This is a genomic window from Paraflavitalea sp. (assembly GCF_059502485.1).
In genome coordinates this window covers 2,415,561-2,440,258 of record NZ_JCACET010000008.1, presented here as the reverse complement: position 1 = coordinate 2,440,258, position 24,698 = coordinate 2,415,561, and the positions used below count along the sequence as shown (strand labels likewise).

The window sequence follows — 24,698 nt, the reverse complement described above, 5'->3', positions numbered from 1 at the left end:
ATTAGGAGTTCATGATCTTGTTCTGGTGGTTGATACTTTCCATGTGCACGGCATCAAAGTACTTGGTGATAAATTCTTTGGAAAGTCCCAACTTGTCGCCTTTCTTGAATGCCCTTTCGAGGATCTCGTTCCAACGGTTGGTTTGCAGGATGGTGATCTCGTTGTTCTTCTTGTATTCTCCGATCTTTTCTGCAATCTTCATACGCTGACCCAATATCTGCATCAGCTCGTCATCGAGGTGGTTGATCTGCTGGCGCAGTTTTTCGAGGGCCACGTGGAATTCTTCAGAGCTGCTGTCTTCTTTACGCCAAACGATGGTGTCGAGCATTTCAGCCAGGCGCTCAGGAGTGATCTGTTGTTTGGCATCGCTCCAGGCATTGTCCGGATCGATGTGACTTTCAATGATCAATCCGTCCATGTCGAGGTCAATGGCTTTTTGTGCTACATCGAGCAGGATATCGCGACGGCCACAGATATGTGAAGGATCGTTGATCATCAGCATACCGGGATTACGTCTTTTCATTTCAATTGCCAGGTGCCACATGGGGGCATTGCGGTATTCTGTGTTGCCGTAAGCGCTGAAGCCACGGTGAATTAATCCAATGTTTTTGATACCAGCTTTCGCCACCCTTTCAACGGCGCCGATCCACAGTTCGAGGTCGGGGTTGATGGGGTTCTTGATCAGCACGGGAACATCTGCACCACGCAAAGCATCGGCCACTTCCTGTACGCTGAAGGGGTTCACGGTAGTACGTGCACCAATCCACAGTACGTCAACATCAAAGTGCAGCGCATCTTCTACCTGCTTGCCGGTAGCCACTTCCACAGTCACTGGCAAACCTGTCAACTTCCTCGCCTTCTGCATCCAGGGCAAACCCTTGGTACCGATGCCTTCAAAGCTACCGGGTCTTGTACGGGGCTTCCAGATACCTGCACGCAGCAGGTCTACCTTACCCGTGCTGGCCAGTCTTTGGGCTGTTTCTAATACCTGCTCTTCAGTTTCTGCACTGCAGGGCCCAGAGATGATCAAAGGGCGTTTATTCCACTTGCTTTGCACAAGTTCCTTCATGTTGTTGGTGTCGATTGCTTGCATATATTATTAGTTAATAAGTTGATAAGTTGATTGGTTGACAGGGAAGGCTGAGATTCAGGTTGTGTTTACTCTTTCCAACCTGTCAACAATTCAACCTGTCAACTAACGCCTGCTATCAGCGTCATTCATCCTGATCCTTCTTCCCTTATAGTTCTTTCCGTCGATGGCCGCTATCATTTGCTTGGCCGCTCTTTTATCGATCTCGATCCAGCTGTTCATTTCCTTCATATCGATCCTTCCGAGCACTTCCTTACGCAGGTCGCTCATGTCGAGGATAAACTGGAGGAAGCTGGCTTTGTAAAAACCATCTTTGGTACCCAGGTTCACAAACAGACGGGCGTAATCTCCACCGCCGCCGTTGCCAGCGCCATACTGCCTGCCTCTTGTGTCACGACCAGCAATCCTTTCACGGTCACCACCTCTTCTGTCTCCACCAGCGCTGCGATCGAAACGCTCTCTGCGCTGTTCGTATATGTTCAGGTCTTCCGCATTTTCATAATACTTCAGGAACCTGTCGAACTCCATCGCTGCTACGCGCTTCAGCACTTCTTCTTTGCTTACATCGGCAAACTTTTCTTCCAACATCGGCACATAGCTTTCATAGTCACCATGGCTGATATCGGTTTGCAACAGCTTATCCATGAAGTGGAAGAACTGCTTGCGGCAAACGTCCTTTCCGCCGGGGATATCCATCTTATGGAAAGGCGCCTGTACGATGCTTTGGATATGGCGCATCTTACCCATCTCACGGATGTGGATGATCGACATACAAACACCGGTGTTACCAGCGCGGCCGGTACGACCGCTACGGTGTGTGTATACTTCCACATCATCGGGCAACTCATAGTTGATCACATGGGTGATACCCTGTACGTCGATACCCCTGGCTGCTACGTCGGTAGCTATTAAGAGCTGTAAGGTCTTCTCCCTGAACTCGCCCATCACTTTGTCACGTTGCTGCTGTGTGAGGTCGCCATGTAATGCGTCGATATCGTAACCTTCGCGCGTCAGCTTCTCAGCTATATCCTGCGCATCGGCCTTGGTACGGGTAAAAATGATGCCATAAATACCCGGATTGAAATCGATCAGTCTTTTCAGGGTCTGGTAACGGTGCTGCGCACTGGTTACGAAATACTGGTGATCGATGTTCTTATTGGCCGTGTTGGTTTTACCTACGGTTATTTCCACTGGCTCTTTCAGGTACTTCTTGCTGATCCGGCGTATTTCCGGTGGCATGGTCGCACTGAACAACCAGGTGCTTTCACGGTTGGGGGTGTTCTGGAGGATGAATTCAATATCATCCTTAAAGCCCATGTTCAACATTTCATCCGCCTCATCCAGCACCACATATTTAATTTGTTCTAAATTGATCGCTTTGCGTTCAATCAGGTCGATCAATCTGCCGGGAGTTGCCACTACGATCTGAACACCTCTTTTCAGGTCCCGTATCTGTTGTCCGATGGATGTGCCGCCATATACGGCCGCTACAAACATTCCGGGCATAAACTTCTTAAACTGTTCTACTTCATTCACAATCTGCAAACAAAGCTCCCGCGTGGGGCAAACCACCAACGCCTGGGGGTGCTTTTGTTTTTCATCGAGCAGGTGCAGCAGAGGCAGTCCGAATGCGGCTGTTTTACCGGTACCAGTCTGGGCCAGACCCACGAGGTCTTTCGTGCCACTTAAAAGAACAGGAATCGCCTTTTCCTGTATAGGGGTCGGGTTTACAAAGCCTAATGCGTCGGTAGCCTGTACCAGTTTCGCATCCAAACCCAACTCTGCAAAAGTCATCATATCAATTAAAATTTGCGCAAAGGTACTACTATTGCCCGCCTTGGCCTAATCCATTCATTATGATGCTGAAATAACATATACTTAATGTTTGCAGACCCCTGGGTACCAGTATTCATCCTTATTTTATGATCCTTTTAATCTTATTAGCATTTTCTATCAATTCCTGCAGGTACGCGTAGTTCTCTTTCTCCAGACAACTCTTGAATTTCCGCAGCTGGCTGATGTGCTCGTTCAGCACGTCCAGCACGTTTTCCCGGTTCTGCATGAAGATCGGTACCCACATGGCCGGGTTACTTTTGGCCAACCGCACCGTGCTCTCAAAACCGCCGCCTGCCAGCTCAAAAATGGCGTCATCTTCCCTTTCTTTCTCCAAAACAGTGTTGGCAAGGGCAAAAGATGTTATATGTGAAATATGACTAATATAGGCTGCGTGCATGTCGTGGCCGTTGGCATCCATGTAGGTCATGTGCATGCCCAGGGCCTTATAAACCGCTTCTACCTTTTCTACGGCTGCCGGGTCGCTTTTCTCTTTTTCACAGATCACACAGGCCCGGCCCACAAAGGCGTCCCGCACGGCGGCTTCGGGCCCGCTGTATTCGGTACCCCACATGGGGTGGGTTGCGACAAAGCGTTTCCGCATGGGGTGGTCGTTCAGGGCTTCGCAAAGGGCATGTTTGGTAGACCCTGCGTCGGCCACGATCTGCTTGTCGGTCACCAAGTCCATCACCTGTTTCATGACCGGAATGGTCACATCTACCGGAATGGCCACATAGATCAGGTCGCTTTGGACCACGGCCTGCTCCAGGGGCAGCACCTCATCGATCAATCCCAGGTCCAGCGCTTTTTGTGCACTGGCGGCGGTGCGGCTTACACCGATCACCTTTTTTACCAGTCCTTTTTCTTTGAGTGCGAGGCTGAAGGAGCCGCTGATCAAACCCACGCCGACTATTGTAACCGTATTGAACATCTCTATTTGTCTTTTACCTGTAGGAATAATTCATTTACCCGTTTTATACTGTCGGTCAGCTTCTCTTCCGGACTGCACAGACTCACCCTGATGTATTGATCTCCCGCACTGCCAAAGATTCCACCGGGTGTGATGAACACATTGGCGTTGTACAGTATTTCATCGCTCAGTGCAAAACCATTCTTATAACCGGCAGGTATCTTCGCCCATACAAACATTCCGGCCTGGCTTTTATCGTACACGCACTCCAACAGGTCCAGCAATTCAAACACTTTCTTCCTACGGGCTGCATATACTACATTCACGCTATCGTACCACTCTTTGCCTAATCCCAATGCTTTGGCTGCTGCCAGTTGTGCCGGTAGGAACATACCGCTGTCCATATTGCTCTTGAACCGCAACACTTCATCGATACGTTCTTTGGCGCCGCACAAAGTGCCGATACGCCAGCCAGCCATATTCTGTGATTTGCTCAATGAGTTCAACTCGATCGCTACTTCCTTAGCTCCTTCCACACTCAGTAAACTGGCAGGTGTTTCATTCAGGATAAAGCTATAAGGGTTATCGTGACAGATCAGGATGTTGTGTTTTTTTCCAAAGGCTACCAGCTTTTCAAACAGGCTGCGATTGGGCAACTGACCGGTAGGCATCTGCGGGTAGTTAACCCACATCAGTTTGAAACCGCCTTTGCTTACCAATGCATCCAATGCTTCAAAATCAGGGAACCAGTTATTGGTTTCTTTCAGCTCATAGTCCACACATTCACCACCAGCCAACTTCACAGCACTTCTATAGGTGGGGTAACCAGGATTAGGCACCAGTACTTTATCTCCTTCATTGAGGTAGGTCATGCAAATGTGCATAATGCCTTCCTTGCTGCCGATGAGGGGCAGTATCTCGGTATCAGGGTTCAGCGATACTCCGTACCACTTGCCGTACCAATCAGCCACCGCCTTGCGCAACACTGGTGAGCCTTTGTAGTTTTGGTAAGCATGTACATTGGTTTTAGCGCTTTCTTCCTGCAGGGTTTTGATCACATCCGGATGCGGAGGCAGATCAGGACTACCAATCCCCAAGTTGATTATTTGCTTGCCCTGTTTGTTCAGCTCATCTATCTCCCGCAGCTTTTGTGAGAAATAGTATTCGCCGATACCTTCTAACCTTTTTGAAGTAGCTATATTCATAAAGCTTATTTGCCGTTTTTGTATGCGCCGTAAATCTTTAATTCTGCCGTAATGGGTCTGATATTCTTAATCACTTCTTCAAACTGTTGTACTGTATCAAACTCCATGTCTGCATGAAAGCTGTAGAGAAAATCGCTGCCGGGGATCGGCATGCTTTGCAGCTTACTCAGGTTGATACCTCCCTCTGCGATCTTTGAAAGCACCTTTGCCAAGCTGCCACGTGAGTGATCGGTGTGGAAGTTAACAGAGGCTTTGTTGGCATCTGCTACCGGTTGTGCTACGCCTTCGGGTTGCAACACCAGGAAGCGGGTGTAGTTGCTTTTCATAGTATGGATGTTCGGCGCTAATACTTCGAGCTCGAACAGGTCTGCCGCCAGCTTGCTGGCAATAGCTGCAGTATGCTTACTTCTATGCTGATGCAGGTGTTTGGCACTAAGGGCGGTATCTTCTGTTTCCACCAGCTTCCAGTCGTACTTGTCCAGGAACTCCAGGCATTGCTGAATGGCCATGTGATGGGAATGTACTTCGCGTATATCTTCCAGTTTGACGCCCGGATTTACCAGCAGTTGCTGCTTGATGGGCAGGTATATTTCTCCAATGATGGTAAGGTTGCTTTTCTGCAGCAGGTTGTAGTTGGGCAGGATGCTGCCGGCGATGGAATTCTCGATGGCCATCACCCCTCCTTCGCTCTCTTTCTTATTGGCTGCAATCTTTATTACCTCGCGAAAGGTGGCACAGGGTATCACTTCTACTGCTGCGCCGAAAAACTGTTGTGCTGCTACCTGGTGAAAACTGCCTTCGTAGCCTTGTATCGATACCCGAATACCTTTTCCTGCCGCTTTGGGTGAAGAGCTACTCTGTAAGGGATCTAATTGACGCTGATGTTCCATCGGTTGTTTTTAAAGCCTACTGCACTGATAGACAGTACCGCAGGGCAAAAAAAATCCCGGCCTTTTGGCCGGGATCCTTATGTTGATTTTACTTGTTCTATTTCGTTGTCAACAAAAGCATTCCCGGCCTACTTGTAAAGTAGAAGTAAAAATAAAAGTAAAAATAACGGTATGCTTTCGCCTTTAACATGGACCCAAAAATAATCAGTAATTGTGAAAAACAAAATTCTTTTTTTAGGGGCCAATTACGATGGCCAACCTGCCCTTTTAACCCTGAAACCCGCTCCCAGTCGTTAATCCAGCCTTTTTTGAATCTCTTCGTCAATCTTTTTAAAGAGGTGAAAAGGCTTGTAGGTGCGCCAATTATCCAGCTGCATGAGCTCTACATAGCGGTTCAGTTTGGCTCTTTTAAAATCGTATTGTGTCTGCTCAGGCATGTTCAGGATCACCACCCATCCGTTTTCATCGGTTACCTCTTCAAACCACTCCTGGTAATAATCTTTATCGCCACTGTGAAAGTTCAATATGTTCTCACCGATCAAAATGAATTTGGTGATGCCCATAGAGAAGAAGGGGTCGGTTACCTCCCGTTTCAATTCCATAATGTCGTTCTCGATAGCATCGTTCCACTCCCCGATCAGTTCAATAATAGCATAATGTTCTTCGTAGTCGGCCATCAACACTTTCAGGTACAGGGTACGGGAACCAAAGTCATCCCATTGGGGATGTATCAGGTAATTATAAATAGCCTGGGTAAAGGTAAATTCCGAATACACCCGCCCAAAGAAGGGCGACCGCTCATCCTGCTCACTGGTGTAAATATGACGCCAGTTATAAAATGGTTCAATCTCGTGCATGATACAATTTACAGTTTCCGACAGGGGGTTTCCAAATAATTATATTGGTTTTCACGATTTATTGGGCATTGGGGAATGATATATTAAATTTAAGCTTCCTAAAATTAATATGCCAGCCCGGTATGTCAATAAAAAGGTCCTTACAGGGCTTCACCTGTAAGGACCTTGCAACAATTTATGGTGCCTTATTGTTTGATCAGCACGCTGCTGTATTGTTTGCCGCCTGCATATACAGTCAGGTAATAAGTACCTGCTTTCCAATCGACGCTATTAATATATTGACCTGCTGTTATCTTCTGTTGTTTTACCAACACGCCTCTTGTATCAAAGGCCGACAGTATGCCATCCTTACTATTACCGGTCCATTCGACCTTGAAACGTCCCTGTACAGGATTCGGATAAATGTTCACTCCTTTGCCCGTTGCTTCCTGCTCGATGGTGGCAATGTTGGAATAAGTAAACCGTCCGTCGAGGTCTGTTTGTTTTAAGCGGTACCAGCTCTTTCCGGAGCCTGCCTGGGCATCGGCATAGCTGTATTCAATGGTATGGTTGCTATTGCCTGCACCGGCAATCGTTTTGATCGCTTCAAAGCTTGCACCATCCCGGCTGCGTTCAACCGTGAAGAAGGCGTTGTTTACTTCCTGTGCTGTAGCCCAGGTGAGTAATACCTGTCCATTGTTGTCTTTCGCTCTGAAATAAAGCAGGCTGATGGGCAAGGTTGAGGAAATGGTAGCCGATCCCCGCACCACTGTAGTAGTATTGTAAACCGGAGCCGTACTGCCATTGTATTCAAAAATGCTGTAGTGATAAGTCTTATTGGCTTGCAGCCCTGTTACGGTTACACCATTGCCACTGCCTGCAAATACTACATACTCGCCGGCAATAATTTGAACGCCGCTTTTAAATACCGAGTTAGCAGGATAAACGCTCAGCGCTGCAGGAGTTGCCTGTACAGCATTTGCTTCCCTCATTACTACAAGACGACCACTACCTGTGCCACTGTTCCAGGTAATAGCAAGACTGGTAGCGCCGGGTGTAGCCTGGACATTGCTGACCGGTGTTGCCGGAGGTATTGCTGTTGTAACCGTACCAGCTAATACTGCCGAAGTAAGGTAACGGATCAGCGTGCCGGTCCCATTGAACTCAAATACCGTAAAATGATAAGTAGTGGAAGGTTGAAGATTGGTAATGTCTGCTGAAGCTCCTGTATTGTTATATACAACATACTGTCCATCACCAAGGTCAGCACCACTGCTAAAGGATGAATTTTGTGTATAGGAAGTGCCTGCAACAGGTACAAATGTTACTGCATTTCCTGCCCGCATCACTACAATACGCCTGTTACCATTACCACTGTTCCATTTCAGCGTGAGCTTGTTACCATCCACATTATCTGTTGAAGGATTTGAAGCTGCAGTAGTAGGCACTGTAGCACCCGGAACATCAACTGTAGTAAAGCTGGTCACAGGAGGATTAGTTTTCAAATAAGCTGGTTCATTAGCACCATTAAATTCAAAAGCGGCTATATGATAAGTCGTATTGGGCTCCAGGCCGGTGACATTAAATGTACCTGATGCATTAGTGGGCATATTCACCACGTAATTGCCATCACTGATCAGACTGGAAGAATGTCCAAAGGTGCCGCTGTAATTATACTTTGCCGCATCTTGTGGCAAAACGCTCACCGGTGAGCCCTTCTTCATAACAAACAGCCTGGTGCTTCCGTTACCTTTTGCATAACTAATGGTAGCCTGAGCCGCTTGTATATTGCTCACATTGTTGATCACCGGCTGCGTGGTTGGCCAGGTGACAGTGGATGCATTATGGATCAGGAAAGAAGATGTGAGGTAATCCGGCTTACCGTCCTGTCCTACATTGTATTCAAATACGGCGAAATGATAGGTAGCACCAATTTCCAGGTTTTCGAGTTCAACAAATGTTGCTGAACTGTTGAGTACTACGAATTCTCCGGGCTTGATCTCTTCGCCATGTTGAAATTCCTTATTGGCTGTGTAATCAATCAGGTCCGTTGGTGTAGCAGTAACGACACTTCCTTTTTTAGCGATCACTATTCTTTTAGCTCCGTTACCGTTGCTCCAGGAGAAACGGAACGACTGACCATCCTGCAAAGTCATACCTGGATTTGTGGAAGCACCCGTGGGCTCCAGCGGAACTGTAAAGCTAATCCTGGCAGCCGAAGCAGAATAAACGGGGTGATCATCGCCATTGAATTCGTAAATAGCCAAATGATAGGTTACACCTGCCTGCAGTTTGTTGGCAGTGTTCTGGCTTCCATTCATAAGGCCTACGAGACAATAGTTGTCGCCTGCTACCACTTCGCCTTCACCAAAGTTGGTGTGACCAGTGTATTTCTTAAGGTCGACAGGTGTAGCATCTACCGGGCCACCTGCTTTGATCATGATCATCCGGTATTGACCACTGCCACTACCGCTTTTCCATTTAAACGTTGCACTGCTACCGGAAACACTTACCATTTGCAGTTCTGAAACCACTGTTGTAGGTGTAGTTGCTGTGGAAGTGCTCCTGGTAAAAAAGCTGTTGGTAAGATACCAGGTGTTACCTGCTGCGTCCACATCATATTCAAACACCCGGTAATGATAGGTTGTATTAGGTTCAAGATTGGTTATATCAACATAGTTGTTGGTAGTAGCCGCTACCACATATTCATCTGTTCCAATCTCAGTGCCTGGCGTACCAAAGGCAGCATTGGCTGTATAGGTAGTGCCATTAACAGGCGCCTTGGTAACGGCAGTTCCTTTTTTCACAATAAACAAGCGGCGGGTACCATTGCCTCCGGAAACAGAGATCCGTAAACTATTTCCTTCTACGTAATTATAAGTGGCAGAAGTAGGCGCCTGCGTGGGTCCGGCATGCGTAGTGGCAGTATAAGTAGCGCCCGGCGTCAAGTGTACCGGCGACGAACTGCCTTTGTATTCGAAAATGGCAAAATGATAAGTAGTGTTGGGTTCCAGGTTCTTTACAACCAAAGCAGCTGTATTGGTTGTATTCCTGTATACCACATAGTTGTCCGTACCTATTTTAGTACCGGAACCAAAATCCGAACTTGGTGAATAAGCAGTAAGATCTGCTGGTATTACGTTCACAGGTGCTCCTTTTCTGGCGATCACTATCCGGCCATCGCCATTGCCTTTTGCCCAGTTGATCGTAACGCTGTTACCGATAACATTGGTGGCTGGCAAAAAGCTGGCCTGTGCAGTAGGCGCTGTTACAGTAATCTCGCTGCCGGTAAGTGATAACATCAGGTATTCAGTAGTAGTGCCTGTACCATTGTATTCAAATATGGCTACATAATACCTGGTGCCGGGCTTCAGCTTATTTACAGTAAAGGCCTCTCCGCTTGTTTCCGCTACTACGAACTCACCGGGTTGCGTAAATGCAGAGCCGGCCGTTCCGAAATCACTGTTGGACACATAATCCACCCCATTAACCGGAAAGCCGGTAACTTCCGACCCTTCTTTCATCACTACAATGCGCATGTTACCGTTTCCTTCTTCGAAGTTGCCGGTGAAACGTGCGCCATCAATGTCTTTAAAGGTAAGGTTGCTGCTGGGTACGGTGGGTGCTGCTGCAAAAGCAACCGTCTGACCGATCAGCACAAACATCAAAAGTGTAATAAATTGTTTCATAAAAACATATAGTTTAAAAAATAGAGATCCACTTCACCTGCCTGCAACGGCTGGTGACATACATAATATGACTGGTAAAAGGAATTGGATACCGGCTACATGATGTTCGTATACATCATACCGGGATGATCATGGGTGTTGAGGATGCGAAAATAATTGCGGAAATATTTTATACACTATCGAAGCGGGTGAATTGAATATCTATAAAAACAGACCGGTATTTCCATGGATGAATTGTAAAGGGGTGGTATGAACTGTATACATGAAAAAAGGTGAGCCGCCCTTTGAGGGCGACCCACCTTTTTCCGTTTAGAGACCTGACAGGTCTATTATTGATTAAAGCTTTGGCTTCCGTTAATCAGCCGCTACCATCAGCTTATCGGCATATACTTTCTTTTTGGAGTTGTCCAGCACCTTTACCAGGTACATGCCTTTGGACAGTTTAGTGGGCAGGGTTATTTCTGCTACCTGTCCTTCATAACCGATGCTTACGATCTTCTGTACAACAAGGCGACCGGAAAGATCAACCAGTTGTATGTTATAGTTGCCGGCTTCGGTGTTGAAGCTTACGCGGAACATATCTTTAACGACCGGGTTGGGATACAAGGCTATCTTGTCATTGCGCAATGCTTCGCGCGAAATGAATGCAGGAATGGTGGTTGTTCTGGATGATTCAAAAGCCAACTGGCCGTTTGCCAGGTCAGAAGCATTGAACACATTGCCCTTGTTGGGCAGCAAAGAACCTTTCCACTCTCTCATATCCACTTCGTAATAGCCTTCCACCACGTTGGCGCTGCTCACGATCAACTTATCATCGGCCACTACTGCTGCTCCATTGGTAGTAAAGGTAGCAGGGATGCCATCGATGACCTTCACGAAAGTAGCCACCCGTGTGCTGATGTCTATTTTAAATACATAGCGGCTGGCAGAGATCACATAGAGGTTACCCAATGCGTCGGCTACCATATCACCACCCCAGCTGGCGGGTTTTGTGTGGATGGAGATGCTGCCATTGGCAGGATCATCTTTCAAAGGTCCAAGGTCAGTGATCACCGGCTTGCGGCCAGTTGTGAACTTGATGAAGTGATTGCCATCATTGCTGATCGCATATCCCTGACCATCTACTGCAATGGCCATGCGGGTAATGTGGTTACCTTCATCTTTCAGGTCTTTGGCTACGCCAAATGCCTCGCCTTCGAAATAGGCAATGGAAGCTGTTTTGGAATCGAGGTCGATGTACCGAAGTTCTGGTACAGCCATGGGCGTATAGTAAAGACGGTTATGTTGCTTGTCGAAAGCACAGGCAGCCGAGAAAGTCGAGAAAGGAAGTTTGTCTACGGCTACATTACCGCTACCATCCTTCAGCGTAACTGCCTTACCTGATCTAGCGTTGGTAACTGTACTGGTATTGCTTTGCTTGTTATCATAGATGGATTGAACTACCTCACCGGTGCTGAGATCGATGAGCTTTACCTCGGTCCACACAAAAGAACCTTTGGTGGCACCTGTAATGGCATACGCTTGCTTCGCTGTCTGTTGAGCGGAAGCGAAGTGCATGGTAAACAAAGCTGTAGTGGCAAGTAAAATTCTGTACTTCATAGACCGGTATTTAATTGGTTGAATGATGTACAGAAAGGTACGAAATATTCGTAGATAAAGAACAAATCTGTGTTAACTAATTTAAAAATCTGGAATTATCCCAGGGAGTCAACGGCTTTTTTCACGCTGCCGAACTTGATAAGAAGGGCTTTCGCTTTATCATAATCGTTAATACCAGTTCTTTCCATGACCATTTTGGTGCCGCGATCGACCAACTTGCTGTTGGTGAGCTGCATATTCACCATTTTATTGTCTTCTACCCGGCCGATCTGGATCATCACGGAGGTAGAGATCATGTTCAGTACCAGTTTTTGGGCGGTACCGCTTTTCATGCGGGTGCTGCCTGTCACGAATTCGGGGCCTACTACTACTTCCACCGGAAATTCAGCGGCTTTGGCGAGGGGAGATCCTTCGTTGCAGGTAATGCAACCGGTAACGATACCTTGCTTGCGGGCCTCATTGAGGGCGCCTATTACGTAGGGGGTGGTGCCGCTGGCTGCAATGCCAATCACCACGTCATTGATATCTACATTGTGTTGTTGAAGATCAAGCCATCCCTGCTCCCAGCTATCTTCGGCCTGTTCAACAGGACGTTGGATAGCTATTTCACCGCCTGCAATAATACCGATCACCAGACCGTGCGGCATTCCATACGTGGGGGGGATCTCAGAAGCATCTAATATACCCAGCCTTCCGCTGGTGCCAGCTCCCATGTAAAACAAGCGTCCGCCAGCAAGCATTTTATCTACGATGGCTGTTACCAATGACTCAATCTGTGGTATCGCTCTCTCCACTGCCAGGGGCACGATCTTATCTTCTTCATTGATATTGGCAAGAAGCTCATGAATACTCATCTTTTCCAAATGCCTGTAATGACTCGACTGCTCAGTTACTTTGTTGAATGCTGACATGTATGCTATTTCTTTCTTTTTTATGCTTTGATTATCAATAAAATCAGGACTGCCCTTATTATGAACGGCTTTACCTGGGCAAATGGTATTTCACCAGTCCTTCCATCGGGTTTTTCAGTATCTGTCCCAATTCGAACTCATAAGAATGGCACAGGTCTTTTACCGTATCCCGGAAGGCGTAGGATACGCCACCGGTAAAGTGGATAGGCAGTTTCCAGCTTTCGCCATATTTACAGAGGTGGGTGAAGAAGAAATCATTCAACCCGTCCTCGATAATATTCTCAACCATATAATGCCCGCGGTTCTCTGCCAGGAAGAGGGTGTAGGTGGCCAGATAACGATTGGGAAACGGTTTTTTATAAATGTTCTCCAGTATCTCTACTGCATTAATATCCTTGTACTTAGCCTCAAACTTAAACCTCAGCTCGTCATCAAACGTATTGTACAGGTAGTATTGCAGCACCTTCTTGCCCAGGTAGGCCCCGCTGCCTTCATCGCCCAACACATATCCTAATCCCGGGCTATTCTTAACGATCTTTTGTCCGTTGTAATAACATGAATTGCTGCCAGTGCCCAGGATGCAGGCAATCCCTTTCTCCCGGCCGCATAAGGCACGTGCGGCCCCAAACAGGTCATGTGTAACCTGAACTTCTATACCCGGAAATACGTTGGTAATTGCCTTTTTTACCAATTTGGCATTGGCGGGGTTGCTGCAACCTGTACCATAATAGAACACCGCTTCTACGGAGGCATTTTTCAGCCCGGGCAACAACTCATTACGGATAATTGCTTCTATTTGCGGGGTATTTAAAAAGTAGGGACTGATACCCTGCGTAAATACCGTCTTGTTCTTTTTCTTTGTGTCATCTGCCAGGCACCATTCACATTTGGTAGCCCCGCTATCCGCAATCAAAATGGCCATAGATAATTCCGTTTAATCTTTCATACTCAGCAGCAACCATTTAACGAAGGTAAAGCGTGGAATTGAGAATTAATTATGAACTTCGCCCCTAAATTTTAAAATTGAGCGACCCCGCATGAAGTAACCTGCCAGGCAGCCGATTTCCCAAAAAAGCAGCAGAAAACCGCAATTATCTATGCTTTTTTACCAAAAAAAGCGCGCCAGGTTATGACATCCGACCTTAAAAAATATTTTTGCGAGATGAAGAAACTACAGGTATGGCTACCCTTATTGTTTGCATTGGTGTTGATAACAGGCATGATGATCGGCTTCAAGTTGCGCCAGAATATCCCCTATTCCCGGGGGCTTTTTGAAACTGCCAAGCGCTCTTCCGTACAGGAAGTCATCGACCTCGTGAACCTGCGCTATGTAGACAAAGTGAATACGGATACGCTTACTGATGATGCCATACAGGCGATGCTGGCCCACCTCGACCCTCACTCTATTTTTATCCCCGCTAAATACCTCGATGATGTAAACGAAGAATTGCAGGGAAATTTCGAAGGTATCGGTGTGGAGTTTTACATCATCAATGATACGGTGAACGTTACCAATGTACTGGCTGACGGTCCCAGCGACAAAGCCGGCCTGAAGATCGGTGATCAGTTCCTGAAAGTAGGCGACTCCGCCGTTGCCGGCAATATCGATGGTGATAAGATCAAGAAGTTGCTGCGTGGCCCCGGAGGCAGTGAAGTACCGGTTGAATTGCTGAGGAACGGGAAAGCAATTAAGACTGTTATTACGCGTGGTACTATACCGTTGTATTCAGTAGATGCTGCTTACATGATCGATGCTACTACCGGTTATATTCACCTCAATAAATTCTCCGGTACTACCTACGAAGAGTTTATGCAGGCTACCGAGAAGTTGCAGAAGCTGGGCATGAAGCAACTCATTTTTGATGTACGCGACAATGGCGGCGGCATCCTTGGTGAAGCTGTAGATATAGTAGATGAATTCCTGAGTGATAATAAACTGATCGTATATACACAAGGGGATAAGCAAACGCGGCAGGAGTTCCGCTGCAAGCGCCCCGGCTTGCTGGAGCAAGGTAAAGTAGTGCTGCTGGTAGATGAAAACTCTGCTTCTGCCAGTGAAGTAGTGGCCGGCGCACTGCAGGATTGGGACAGGGCTACGCTCATCGGCCGTCGTACTTTTGGCAAGGGCCTGGTGCAGGAACAATATGACCTGACTGACGGTTCTGCGCTTCGCCTTACAGTGGCACGTTATTATTCTCCGCTGGGCCGTAATATCCAGAAGCCGTATAATAAAGGAAGGGCGGCTTATAATGACGAAGTATCCGAACGTTTCCACAATGGTGAGATGATAAAAGGTGATACCAGCACCAACCACACCGGCCCGGCTTACAAAACGCCCAAAGGCAGGACGGTATACGGCGGCGGTGGCATTACGCCCGATATCTTTATTCCTTTTGACACGGCAGGTTATTCAGCGCCGGTATATGCGCTGTTCAATAACCAAACGTTTAGCAAGTTTATCTATAGTTATTACATTCAAAATCGCTCTTACTTCGATCAGTTCAAGAATCCTACTGATTTTGCCCAGCGCTTCAATCAGTCAGAAGCTGCCTGGAACAGCCTGGTCTCGTATGCGGCCAAAGATTCTGTGCAACTGCAGGGACTTGTAGGTCGCGACAAGGCTGAAGTAGAGCATCGCATCAAAACCTGGCTGGCCCGCCAGTTGTGGCGCATGCCGGGATATTATGAGGTCAATAACCTGAGTGATACGATGGTGATCCGGGCGCTTCAGGAGATTAAGAAGTAGAATACAGTATTCAGAATACAGCATAAATACAATTCGCTACCACACCAGGTACTTAAAAGAAAACGCAGCATCACCTTACGGCGATACTGCGTTTTTGTTTTTCTATTTGGCTATACTATACTCTTGTTTTCATGGCTGCTATACTGTGTTTCTTTAGCCATTTCTGATCTCGTATTTCTTACCGCTGATGTTAGATTTCTTTCTTATCCAGCAGTTCCTTCTTTTCGATCCTGTAAGAGGTGATCAGTCCAAATCCACCGCCGATAGCGATCATGGCAAAGTAGATGGCAGGGTTATCGGCTTCATTGTGGCCCCACTTGTCGGGACGGTACAGTACATAATCGGCCAGTATAAAAGCTACCAGTAATCCTGCACCGGCGCCCACCAGGAGCAATCCCCATTTCAGGTTTTGAAAAGGTGCCGGACGGTTCTGATTGAGCTTGGGATCAAGTCCCTTTTCGATCATCGCCATATTTTCCCGGCTGCGGAGGTATCGAATACCAAATATCATTAAGAAGAGCGCTAAACTGCTGAGTAACAGCCAAAGTATCGCTAATTGTCCTTCATCCATGGCTTAAAGTTTTTATTGTTTTAAAAGTTGTTTTTGCTTTGTTTCTGTATCAGACTACTGCTTCGGCCCCGGGGTTACAGCTTGCTGAAGATTTTTTTTTCAGTGCCTTGTACAGTAACTAAGACTACAGGTGAAGAAATGAGGTTACAGGATAAGCTGATGTTTTTTTCGTACAGATGGTTCTTCCCGGATGCATATTTATATGTATCACCCCTTACCCTGAAATTTCTTTACCTTTCCCTGTAACCAAAACTTCCCGACCGTAGTCTTATCTACAGTAATGAATACCGGAACGAATGATAATGAGATCATTAGCAGGGTGCTGCGTGGTGAGCAATCGTTGTATGCCGACCTGGTGAAACGCTATCAGAACTACGTTTTCACCATCACGCTGCGATACACCAATAGCCGGGAGGACGCCGAAGAGATAGCCCAGGACGTATTTGTAAAAGCTTATCGCAGCCTGGCCGATTTCCGCGGGGACTCGCGGTTCAGTACATGGCTATACACCATCGTGACCACCACCTGCATCACTTTTCTTCGCAAGAAGAAACTGGATACGCATTCGTTGGATAATGAGAAGGTGTTTGAAACGGTGGAAAGCACCGATTCCGGATTCAAAGCCAACCAGGTGGAGCAGAAGTCCAAAGTGCAGATGGTGAACAAAGCCATCCGTTTATTGAGCCCGGACGATGCCAAACTGATCACTTTATTTTACCAGGGCGAACAAACCCTGGAGGAAATAGGTCATATTATGGGACTGGAGCCCAATAACGTGAAGGTGCGGCTGCACCGGGCACGGCAGCGGCTGAAGGAAAAGATGGAAACCCATTTCGAGCAGGAAGTAAAAGACATTATGAATTAGTAAAAATGAGCAGTATGAATACGCAACCATCCATTGAAGAGCGCCTGTGGGATTATATCGACGGGATTGCAACGCCCGAAGAGAAATCCATCATCGGGCAGTTGATCGATAGCAATATCGAGTGGCGGAATAAATACCACGAACTGCTGGATGTTCACCAGTTGATGAGCAACAGCCTGGAGCTGGATGAGCCTTCCATGCGTTTTACGCAAAACGTGATGGAGGATATTGCGAAGTATCAGATTGCTCCTGCTGCCAAATCGTATATCAACAAGCGCCTCATCTGGGGAATAATGGGTTTCTTCATGCTTACCATTGTCGGCTTCCTCATCTATGCTTTTGGCTCAGTCAACTGGTCGGGCGGAGGAAGCGGCAGCACTACCCTACCTTTTAATATCGACGCTAACCGCATCAACAGCTTCGATTTCAGCAAGCTCTTCAACAGCACATATACCAGCGTATTCGTGATGGTCAATGCAGTGTTGGGACTCATATTGCTGGACATGTATCTTGGTAAAAAGAAAAAGCAACTGCAGGAAAAGCACTAACCACAAGATCTAATCAGACAAATAATACTGGCTTAGTAAAATGCAAAAGGGTAAGCTTCAAACAACTTACCCTTTTACATGGTGATCTATTGTCACTATGTTCCGGTATGCCCTTCCGGTTCCCCGGAGGGGCTTCTTATTACGTATGCTTTTCCAAAATATGGAAAACAACTGCCTCCACAAGCCATTTCCCATTTTTCATTTTCCCTTCATCTTCGGCCCTGAATATTGTATTGTAATAACAATTACAAAACACCTAAAAAGAAACGTTATGAAAACTACACTATTACTGGCAGCCGTATTATTTATCTCCGGCGCCACTATTGCACAAGACGCTAACAACAAGCAAACTGTTACTTCCAGTACACAGGTTAATACCAATGTGCAGGTAACCAAACCTGCCCAACCCAATGGCCAGGCATCTGCCCAGGCAAGCGCCAGCTCAAGCTCTCAGGCATCGATCAACAACAACAAAGTAAGTAACGACGCGTTTGTTCATACACAGGCTGCAGCTTCCTCTGAAACCGCTGTTACAGCGGCTCAACAAGTAAAATCAGCCAGTGTGAAAAAGGTTCACCAAACAGTTGCCACTGTCCAGGAAACAGGCAGCGCGGTAAAGACCAGGGTGAAAACCAGCGTGCAGAAAGCAGGCAACATGGTGAAGCCTGTACAAGTCAATACCCACGTGCAAACAAGGATCACCAGCGTGGCAAGACTTGGTATTCAATAACAAACGTGGTAACAGATTTTTGCCTTTGCGAAGGTAAAAATCTGTTACTTTTATAAATGGCTATCATGCTGACACGAAGACTCATTTTCATTGTGCTGCTTTTCATCATCCGGCCGCTTACCGGCTTCGGTAATGATGGGGGCATGAAAGGTTTCCGTAACCTGGCAGGCATCTATAAAATGAGGAGTGTTGCTGATACCCTTCCGGAAGTGAAAAAGCCTGAAGAAGAATCGCCATCCCCCACTACCAGGCCAGACAAAAAAATAAAGGAAGTTCCGAAATCCCGCAGGCAGGTCAAACCGGTTCCCTTACCAACTGTTCCGGTAAAACCGATCAAGGTCATCAGGCCGAAGATCATAAAGCCTATTACGGGACTCATCGGGCATTAAATCCGCCTGTTTATGAAATCTATTATTGCCCTTTTAACAACCGCGCTCCTGAGCTCGTATTGTTTTGCGCAAGCCGACAGCGCCCAGGTAGCTCCGGATACAGCCATCGTCAACAAATCCACACTTACGCTGGGTGTATCGTATGCCAACAATGCCAGCTATTATGGCCAGCGTGCGCAGGAAAGCATGCCTTATATCGCTGCCAGCGCTACGTATCAACTACGTTCCGGTATTTACTTTAGCGGCATGGGATATAAATTACTAAATGACTCCGGCGCTGCTGTTTCTGCCACCAGCCTTGGCGCAGGTATATCTTTCAACCTCAGCAAAACGCTTGCTGCCGATATCAGCTATAGCCATACTTTCTTTCCTTCCGGTTCGCCTTTTATACAGGCTGCCAATGCCGACAATGTGAGCGCTTCGCTTACTTTGACTAACTGGCTGAGCACTTCCCTCAACGCTGATTATGCTTTTGGGAAAACGCAGGATGTATTCGTTACACTCGGCACCAGTAAGTTTATCAACCTCGGTAGTTTATTCAGCCCTAAAGATTTTGTGTCAATAACACCTGGTGTCAATGCAGTGGGCGGCACGCAGCATTTTTACGAGACGTATGTGAAAGAAAAGCGTTTAAGGGATAGCTTGCTGGGCGTGCTGCTGCCACCGATATTAGGAGGTGGTCAGAATGGTAGTGAAACGACTACTACCACTAAAACCAGTTTTGACCTGCTTTCCTATAACTTTAAGCTGCCGCTTGCTTACAACCGGGCCAGCTACCTGTTTGAAGTAGCTTATCAATTGTCAGTGCTGGGCAAGAAGCCGGCTGCAGGCACAGAAAGGACGAACTCATTTTTCACCCTTAGCTTTTACTACCAGTTTTAAGCTTATGAAAGTACTGATCGTTGAAGATGAAAGATCGCTGGCGCTGGAAATGGAAGCATTTCTACAGAAAGCCTTCTATCTCTGTGATCTTGCCTTTACAGCGAGGCAGGGGCAAAAGATGATGGAAGAAAACCAGTATGATTTCATTCTCCTCGATCTCGGGCTTCCGGATAAAGATGGGCTGCATGTGTTGCAGGAAGCCAAAAAATGTTGCCCCCATGCTTCTTATATCATATTGACTGCCCGTGGTGATCTCGAAGACAGGATCAAGGGGCTGGACCTGGGTGCTGATGATTACCTGCCCAAGCCTTTTTCGTTACTTGAGTTGCAATCGCGTATGCACGCCATTTCGCGCAGGAAATCGGGCTTGAAGGATTCTCTGGTTGCATTGGGTGATTTTATGGTTGACCTTAGCAAGCGGGCGATCCTTTTTGAAGGACAGGAGATCGAGCTGTCGCGTAAGGAGTTTGACCTGCTCAACTATATGTTGCTGCACAAGAACAGGCCGCTCACCCGCTCACAATTGAGTGAACATATCTGGGGTAATTTCTCTGATGACGATTATGATTCTAATTTTATAGATGTGCATATCAAGAATATTCGTAAAAAGCTGACTGCCTATGCGCCGGCCGAATGGCTGCAAACGATCCGTGGCATTGGTTATAAAATAAAGATCTAAGCTTGAAACTATTTACCAAACTAACCCTTTTCATTACGCTCTCGAAGCTGGCGATTGTAGTACTCTTCGTGCTGCTGCTGCCGCTATTGGTAAACAGGGTCGCTTCTGAATACACCAACTATAACCTGCGCGAACAAAAGAAGAAAGTGCTGAAGGCCATCAACAGCAATGGTATCGATTACTACTTGCAGGGGGAGGACAGTTATGGCAGCTATACCATGCTCAAGGAGGAATATATTTCCCTGGAACCCGACTCTACCGGCTTTTTTAGAGACACTATAGAAACCTCCCGCCGACTTGTAGAAGGCGACACTTTAAACTACAGGATATTACGGCATGTATTTACTTACCAAAACAAGCATTATATCCTTGAAGTAGGCAAAACAACTGCCACCATCAGCCAGTATAACCGGCCTCTGCAGCGGGTGGCATTGTATGTATTGATCGTTCTTATCATTCTTACCATCTTAGTCGATCTTACTTATACGCGCCTGGTATTGCGGCCGCTGGGCACAATCATCCGCACCCGGCTCATCAATACACGGTTTCCTTTTAAGGAGCATGCGCCGCCTGTTAAAACCAGCACTTCCGATTTTCAATACCTCGACCACTCCCTGCTTGAACTGATGGGCAAGATCAAGGAGGCGTTCGATAAGGAGCGGGAGTTTACTTCCAATGCTTCGCATGAGTTGATGACGCCCATCAGCATCCTGCAAAACAAGATCGAGAACCTGATGGTGGATAGCGAGATGGATGAGGAGTTGCAGCAAAAGCTCACGGGCATGATGAAAACCCTGAACAGGCTGAAGAAGATCGTCCACTCTTTGTTGTTGATCTCCCGCATCGAGAATGACCAGTTTGCCCGTACAGATACCATCGATATAAAAGCACTGATAACCGATGTAATGGAAGAGTTGGAGCACAGGGCCACATCGCGGGACCTGCAGGTTACCATAGCTATTCCTGCCGATGTTGTTATAGCCAGGATGAACCATGACCTACTCTTCCAGTTGTTTTATAACCTCATCAATAATGCCATACGGTATAATAAAGAAGGGGGAGTCATTACCATCGCTGCCCGGCGGATCGGCGCTTCCTGGACTGTAGCTATTGAAGATACCGGCGTAGGTATACCACATGAAGAGATCGACACCATATTCAACCGCTTTAAAAAGGCCAACCGCACGGAAGGGGAAGGTTATGGGCTGGGGCTGTCTATTGTGAAGAGTATTGCCCAATACCACAGCATTCGTATCGATGTGCAATCAACAACAGGTAAGGGAACAGTATTCAGTGTTGTTTTTCCGTAGTCATCTTGTTAAAAGGGGTAAACCTGCTGTGCAAGTTTACCCTTTATTATTATGGTCTATCATTCTACATTATGGGCACTCCAAAGTATATGCTCCACCGGTGTAGTTATTCCAAACACTGGCTGAAGGACAGAGATAATTGAAGTTTACAGAAAATACGTTTGCCCCAAAAGAAGGCGTGATAGAAATGACAGAGAAAGGTATTGAACTACCGGCTACTGTGACCTGCTGCAGATAAGCAGTGGTGCCATCACTGGCAATCACTACTTCAATAGGGCCGCCCGGGCTGGTTGGCGTGCTGCCACAGCCAACACTAACATAGCCACAGTAGGTTGTCCAAACTAATTTTTTAACCGCCTTTGCCTCGTATGACTTAGCAGACTGAAGGAAGGGCGTTACAGATAATAGCATAGCGATCAGAAAAATCCTGGTTTTCATGATAAAATTTTTATGGTTAAACATAATGGCAGGATCGATCCGTGCAAATACCCTATATATAGAAGTTATTAAAAATAACTATATCTCTTTTATCTCAGCAAAATATAAGCGGTTATCTGTTAACGGTAATTCACCAGTATTATACCTCAATTATCACCGCTATACTTATACGTGCGCATAAAAAAAAGCCGGTTATACAACCGGCTTCGATACGTAGATATAATTCAGCACTTATACTCTAATCATTGAACTTCTTCTTCAGTTCCATCAGCTTGGCCTGGAAAGGATTGAGCGGCTCCTGCTTCTTAGGCTGTCCTTTACCGCCACCAACGGCAGGCCTGTTGCCACCACCACCTGAGCCTTCGTTCCTGCGTTGCTGACCGCCGCCACCACTGCTTTTCTGCTGATCCTTCATCGTAAGGGCAATGCGCTTGCGGGCAACATCTACTTCCGTAACGGTTACTGTTACTTTCTGGTTCAGCTTCACTACCTGGTTAGGGTCGGACACGAAGGTGTTGCTGAGTTGAGAAATGTGTACAAGGCCATCCTGCTTTACGCCGATGTCTACAAACGCACCGAAGTTGGTGATGTTGGTCACGATACCTGGCACCGTCATACCCGGCTTCACATCTTCGATGGATTTGATCGTATCATCGAAGCGGAACTCTTCAATCTGAGCACGTGGGTCACGGCCCGGCTTTTCCAATTCCTTCAGGATATCAGCAATGGTGAACTCACCAATCGTTTCGCTGATGTATTGCTTTTTATTGATCCTCTTGCGCAGTTCGGATTGCTTGATCAGGTCTTCCAGGGAAGCCTGCAGGTCTTTGGCCATTTGCTCTACCACGAAATAGCTCTCGGGGTGAACGGAGGAGTTGTCCAAAGGATTTTCTGCGCCGGAGATACGTAAGAACCCTGCACACTGTTCGAAGGTCTTTGGTCCCATCATGGGTACTTTCTTCAATTCTGCACGGCTTTTGAAAGCGCCATTTTGAGCACGGTATTCTACAATGTTTTTAGCCAGTGTATTGTTGAGGCCGGATACATACAACAACAGGTGCTTGGAAGCGGTGTTTACATCCACGCCTACATAGTTCACCGCACTTTCTACAACTCTATCCAGTGCGTCCTTCAGTTTGGTCTGGTTCACGTCGTGCTGGTACTGCCCTACCCCGATGGATTTGGGATCGATCTTTACCAGCTCACTCAACGGATCGAGCAACCTGCGGCCAATGCTCACCGCACCACGTACGGTTACGTCCTGGTCAGGAAACTCCTCACGCGCTACTTCAGAAGCGGAATAGATAGAAGCACCGCTTTCATTGACCTGGAACACGCTTACCGGGCGGCCAAAGTCAATGCCTCTTACCAGTTGTTCTGATTCACGGCCGGCAGTACCGTTGCCTACACCAATGGCTTCGATACCATATTTTTCAACGAGGAATTTTATTTCTGCTTCACTCTTCGACCATTCATTTTGTGGTGGGTGCGGATAGATCACGCCATTATATACCAGGTTGCCTTGTGCATCGAGGCACACTACTTTACAACCTGTACGGAAACCCGGATCGAGGGCCAGCACTTTCTTGGACCCCAGCGGAGAGGCCAGCAACAGTTGGCGCAGGTTTTCTGTAAATACATTGATCGCTTCTTCGTCGGCCTTATTCTTACTTACGAGGCGGAACTCGTTTTCGATGGACGATTTCAGCAGGCGCTCAAAGCTATCTTCGATGGCTTTCTTTACTTCCGTGCTGTTGGGATTGGATGCTTTGATAAAGATCCTGTCCAGCTCATCTACAGCCGTCTGCTTATCGATATTGATATCCATCACCAGGTAGCCTTCTTTTTCACCACGGCGAATAGCCAGTACACGGTGAGAAGGGCTGTCCGATAACGGCTCATTAAATTCGAAGTAGTCGCGGTATTTCTGTGCTTCTTCTTCCTCTTTCTTGCTGGTAAGCACCTTGGAGGTGAACACAGCTGTTTCGGTAAACAACTGGCGCACTTTATTGCGTGCCTGCTCATGCTCAGATACCCATTCTGCAATGATATCGCGCGCTCCCTGCAATGCTTCTTTGTTGTCCTTCACCTGGTCGGTAATGAACTTCGCCGCTTCGGCATTGGGATCTTCATTGCCTTGTTCGAACAGCACTTTAGCCAAGGGCTCCAATCCTTTTTCGATGGCCTGGGTGGCTCTTGTTTTACGTTTGGGTTTATAGGGCAGGTAAATATCTTCTAATTCGGTAGCGTCGTAGCAATTCTCGATACGGTCTTTCAACTCGGGTGTCAGCTTCCCCAATCCGTCGATCGTTTTGATCACGGTGTCCTTGCGTTTGTCGAGCTCGTTGAAATAATTGATCTGCTCCACCACATTACCAATCGCCACTTCATCAGCATTGTTGGTTGCTTCTTTACGATAACGTGCCATAAAGGGGATGGTAGCTCCTTCGGCGTGCAGATCGTGGATATTGGTGACCTGTTTTTGTGTAAGGCTTAATTTTTCGGCAATCTTTTGTACGTACTTTACTTCCATGGTCTATTTTTTACTCCTGACATAAATCAGGGTCGCAAATGTAA

21 protein-coding genes are annotated in these 24,698 nt (G+C 47.0%); 8 read left to right on the top strand and 13 right to left on the bottom strand.

Annotated features, from left to right (window positions below; genetic code table 11):
- Position 1: 1 nt before the first annotated feature.
- The 10 genes from AC5JBY_RS12365 to AC5JBY_RS12320 all read right to left on the bottom strand — a co-directional run bounded on the left by AC5JBY_RS12365 (position 2) and on the right by AC5JBY_RS12320 (position 13,885).
- Complete coding sequence (locus AC5JBY_RS12365) at positions 2–1,093, bottom strand: chorismate mutase (protein ID WP_495904905.1); 1,092 nt, start codon at positions 1,091–1,093, stop codon at positions 2–4.
- A 102-nt stretch (positions 1,094–1,195) separates the two neighbouring features.
- Positions 1,196–2,887, bottom strand: a complete 1,692-nt coding sequence (locus AC5JBY_RS12360) for a DEAD/DEAH box helicase (RefSeq protein WP_495904904.1) — start codon at positions 2,885–2,887, stop codon at positions 1,196–1,198.
- A 118-nt stretch (positions 2,888–3,005) separates the two neighbouring features.
- Entirely contained in the window at positions 3,006–3,854 is an 849-nt protein-coding gene (locus AC5JBY_RS12355) for a prephenate dehydrogenase (RefSeq protein ID WP_495904903.1), read from the bottom strand.
- Between the two features lie 2 nt (positions 3,855–3,856).
- A complete protein-coding gene (locus AC5JBY_RS12350) occupies positions 3,857–5,038 on the bottom strand; it encodes a pyridoxal phosphate-dependent aminotransferase (protein ID WP_495904902.1) in 1,182 nt (393 codons plus the stop codon).
- A 5-nt stretch (positions 5,039–5,043) separates the two neighbouring features.
- Positions 5,044–5,928 carry a prephenate dehydratase gene (locus tag AC5JBY_RS12345; protein WP_495904901.1) on the bottom strand — a complete coding sequence of 295 codons (885 nt, stop codon included), beginning with the start codon at positions 5,926–5,928 and terminating at the stop codon, positions 5,044–5,046.
- Positions 5,929–6,221: 293 nt separating this feature from the next.
- Positions 6,222–6,785, bottom strand: coding sequence for a hypothetical protein (locus tag AC5JBY_RS12340; RefSeq protein WP_495904900.1), 564 nt, complete (start codon positions 6,783–6,785; stop codon positions 6,222–6,224).
- 185 nt (positions 6,786–6,970) lie between these two features.
- Positions 6,971–10,453: a T9SS type A sorting domain-containing protein gene (locus AC5JBY_RS12335; RefSeq protein WP_495904899.1), complete on the bottom strand. Its 3,483-nt coding sequence runs from the start codon at positions 10,451–10,453 to the stop codon at positions 6,971–6,973.
- A gap of 354 nt (positions 10,454–10,807) precedes the next feature.
- On the bottom strand, positions 10,808–12,052 hold the full coding sequence (locus AC5JBY_RS12330; protein ID WP_495904898.1) for a T9SS type A sorting domain-containing protein: 1,245 nt from the start codon (positions 12,050–12,052) through the stop codon (positions 10,808–10,810).
- A gap of 95 nt (positions 12,053–12,147) precedes the next feature.
- Positions 12,148–12,963 (bottom strand): N-acetylmuramic acid 6-phosphate etherase, encoded by an 816-nt coding sequence (murQ, locus tag AC5JBY_RS12325; RefSeq protein ID WP_495904897.1) that lies wholly within the window; start codon positions 12,961–12,963, stop codon positions 12,148–12,150.
- 70 nt (positions 12,964–13,033) lie between these two features.
- Positions 13,034–13,885 carry an N-acetylglucosamine kinase gene (locus AC5JBY_RS12320; RefSeq protein ID WP_495904896.1) on the bottom strand — a complete coding sequence of 284 codons (852 nt, stop codon included), beginning with the start codon at positions 13,883–13,885 and terminating at the stop codon, positions 13,034–13,036.
- 240 nt (positions 13,886–14,125) lie between these two features.
- Here AC5JBY_RS12320 and AC5JBY_RS12315 point away from each other — a divergent pair, with 240 nt between their 5' ends.
- Positions 14,126–15,709 (top strand): S41 family peptidase, encoded by a 1,584-nt coding sequence (locus AC5JBY_RS12315; protein ID WP_495904895.1) that lies wholly within the window; start codon positions 14,126–14,128, stop codon positions 15,707–15,709.
- 190 nt (positions 15,710–15,899) lie between these two features.
- Here AC5JBY_RS12315 and AC5JBY_RS12310 read toward each other — a convergent pair whose 3' ends face one another.
- On the bottom strand, positions 15,900–16,280 hold the full coding sequence (locus AC5JBY_RS12310; protein WP_495904894.1) for a DUF6249 domain-containing protein: 381 nt from the start codon (positions 16,278–16,280) through the stop codon (positions 15,900–15,902).
- 280 nt (positions 16,281–16,560) lie between these two features.
- On the opposite strand from AC5JBY_RS12310, the gene AC5JBY_RS12305 reads away from it, so the two are divergent.
- The 7 genes from AC5JBY_RS12305 (at position 16,561) to AC5JBY_RS12275 (ending at position 21,683) form a co-directional block, all read left to right on the top strand.
- Positions 16,561–17,145 (top strand): RNA polymerase sigma factor, encoded by a 585-nt coding sequence (locus tag AC5JBY_RS12305; protein WP_495904893.1) that lies wholly within the window; start codon positions 16,561–16,563, stop codon positions 17,143–17,145.
- A 14-nt stretch (positions 17,146–17,159) separates the two neighbouring features.
- Complete coding sequence (locus AC5JBY_RS12300; RefSeq protein ID WP_495904892.1) at positions 17,160–17,693, top strand: anti-sigma factor family protein; 534 nt, start codon at positions 17,160–17,162, stop codon at positions 17,691–17,693.
- A 271-nt stretch (positions 17,694–17,964) separates the two neighbouring features.
- Positions 17,965–18,423, top strand: a complete 459-nt coding sequence (locus AC5JBY_RS12295; protein ID WP_495904891.1) for a hypothetical protein — start codon at positions 17,965–17,967, stop codon at positions 18,421–18,423.
- A gap of 65 nt (positions 18,424–18,488) precedes the next feature.
- Entirely contained in the window at positions 18,489–18,812 is a 324-nt protein-coding gene (locus tag AC5JBY_RS12290) for a hypothetical protein (RefSeq protein WP_495904890.1), read from the top strand.
- 12 nt (positions 18,813–18,824) lie between these two features.
- Complete coding sequence (locus AC5JBY_RS12285) at positions 18,825–19,694, top strand: hypothetical protein (protein WP_495904889.1); 870 nt, start codon at positions 18,825–18,827, stop codon at positions 19,692–19,694.
- A gap of 4 nt (positions 19,695–19,698) precedes the next feature.
- Positions 19,699–20,373, top strand: coding sequence for a response regulator transcription factor (locus AC5JBY_RS12280; RefSeq protein WP_495904888.1), 675 nt, complete (start codon positions 19,699–19,701; stop codon positions 20,371–20,373).
- Positions 20,374–20,375: 2 nt separating this feature from the next.
- Entirely contained in the window at positions 20,376–21,683 is a 1,308-nt protein-coding gene (locus AC5JBY_RS12275) for a sensor histidine kinase (protein ID WP_495904887.1), read from the top strand.
- Between the two features lie 69 nt (positions 21,684–21,752).
- Here AC5JBY_RS12275 and AC5JBY_RS12270 read toward each other — a convergent pair whose 3' ends face one another.
- Positions 21,753–22,121 (bottom strand): hypothetical protein, encoded by a 369-nt coding sequence (locus tag AC5JBY_RS12270; protein ID WP_495904886.1) that lies wholly within the window; start codon positions 22,119–22,121, stop codon positions 21,753–21,755.
- 238 nt (positions 22,122–22,359) lie between these two features.
- Positions 22,360–24,654 (bottom strand): Tex family protein, encoded by a 2,295-nt coding sequence (locus tag AC5JBY_RS12265; protein WP_495904885.1) that lies wholly within the window; start codon positions 24,652–24,654, stop codon positions 22,360–22,362.
- Positions 24,655–24,698: the final 44 nt, after the last annotated feature.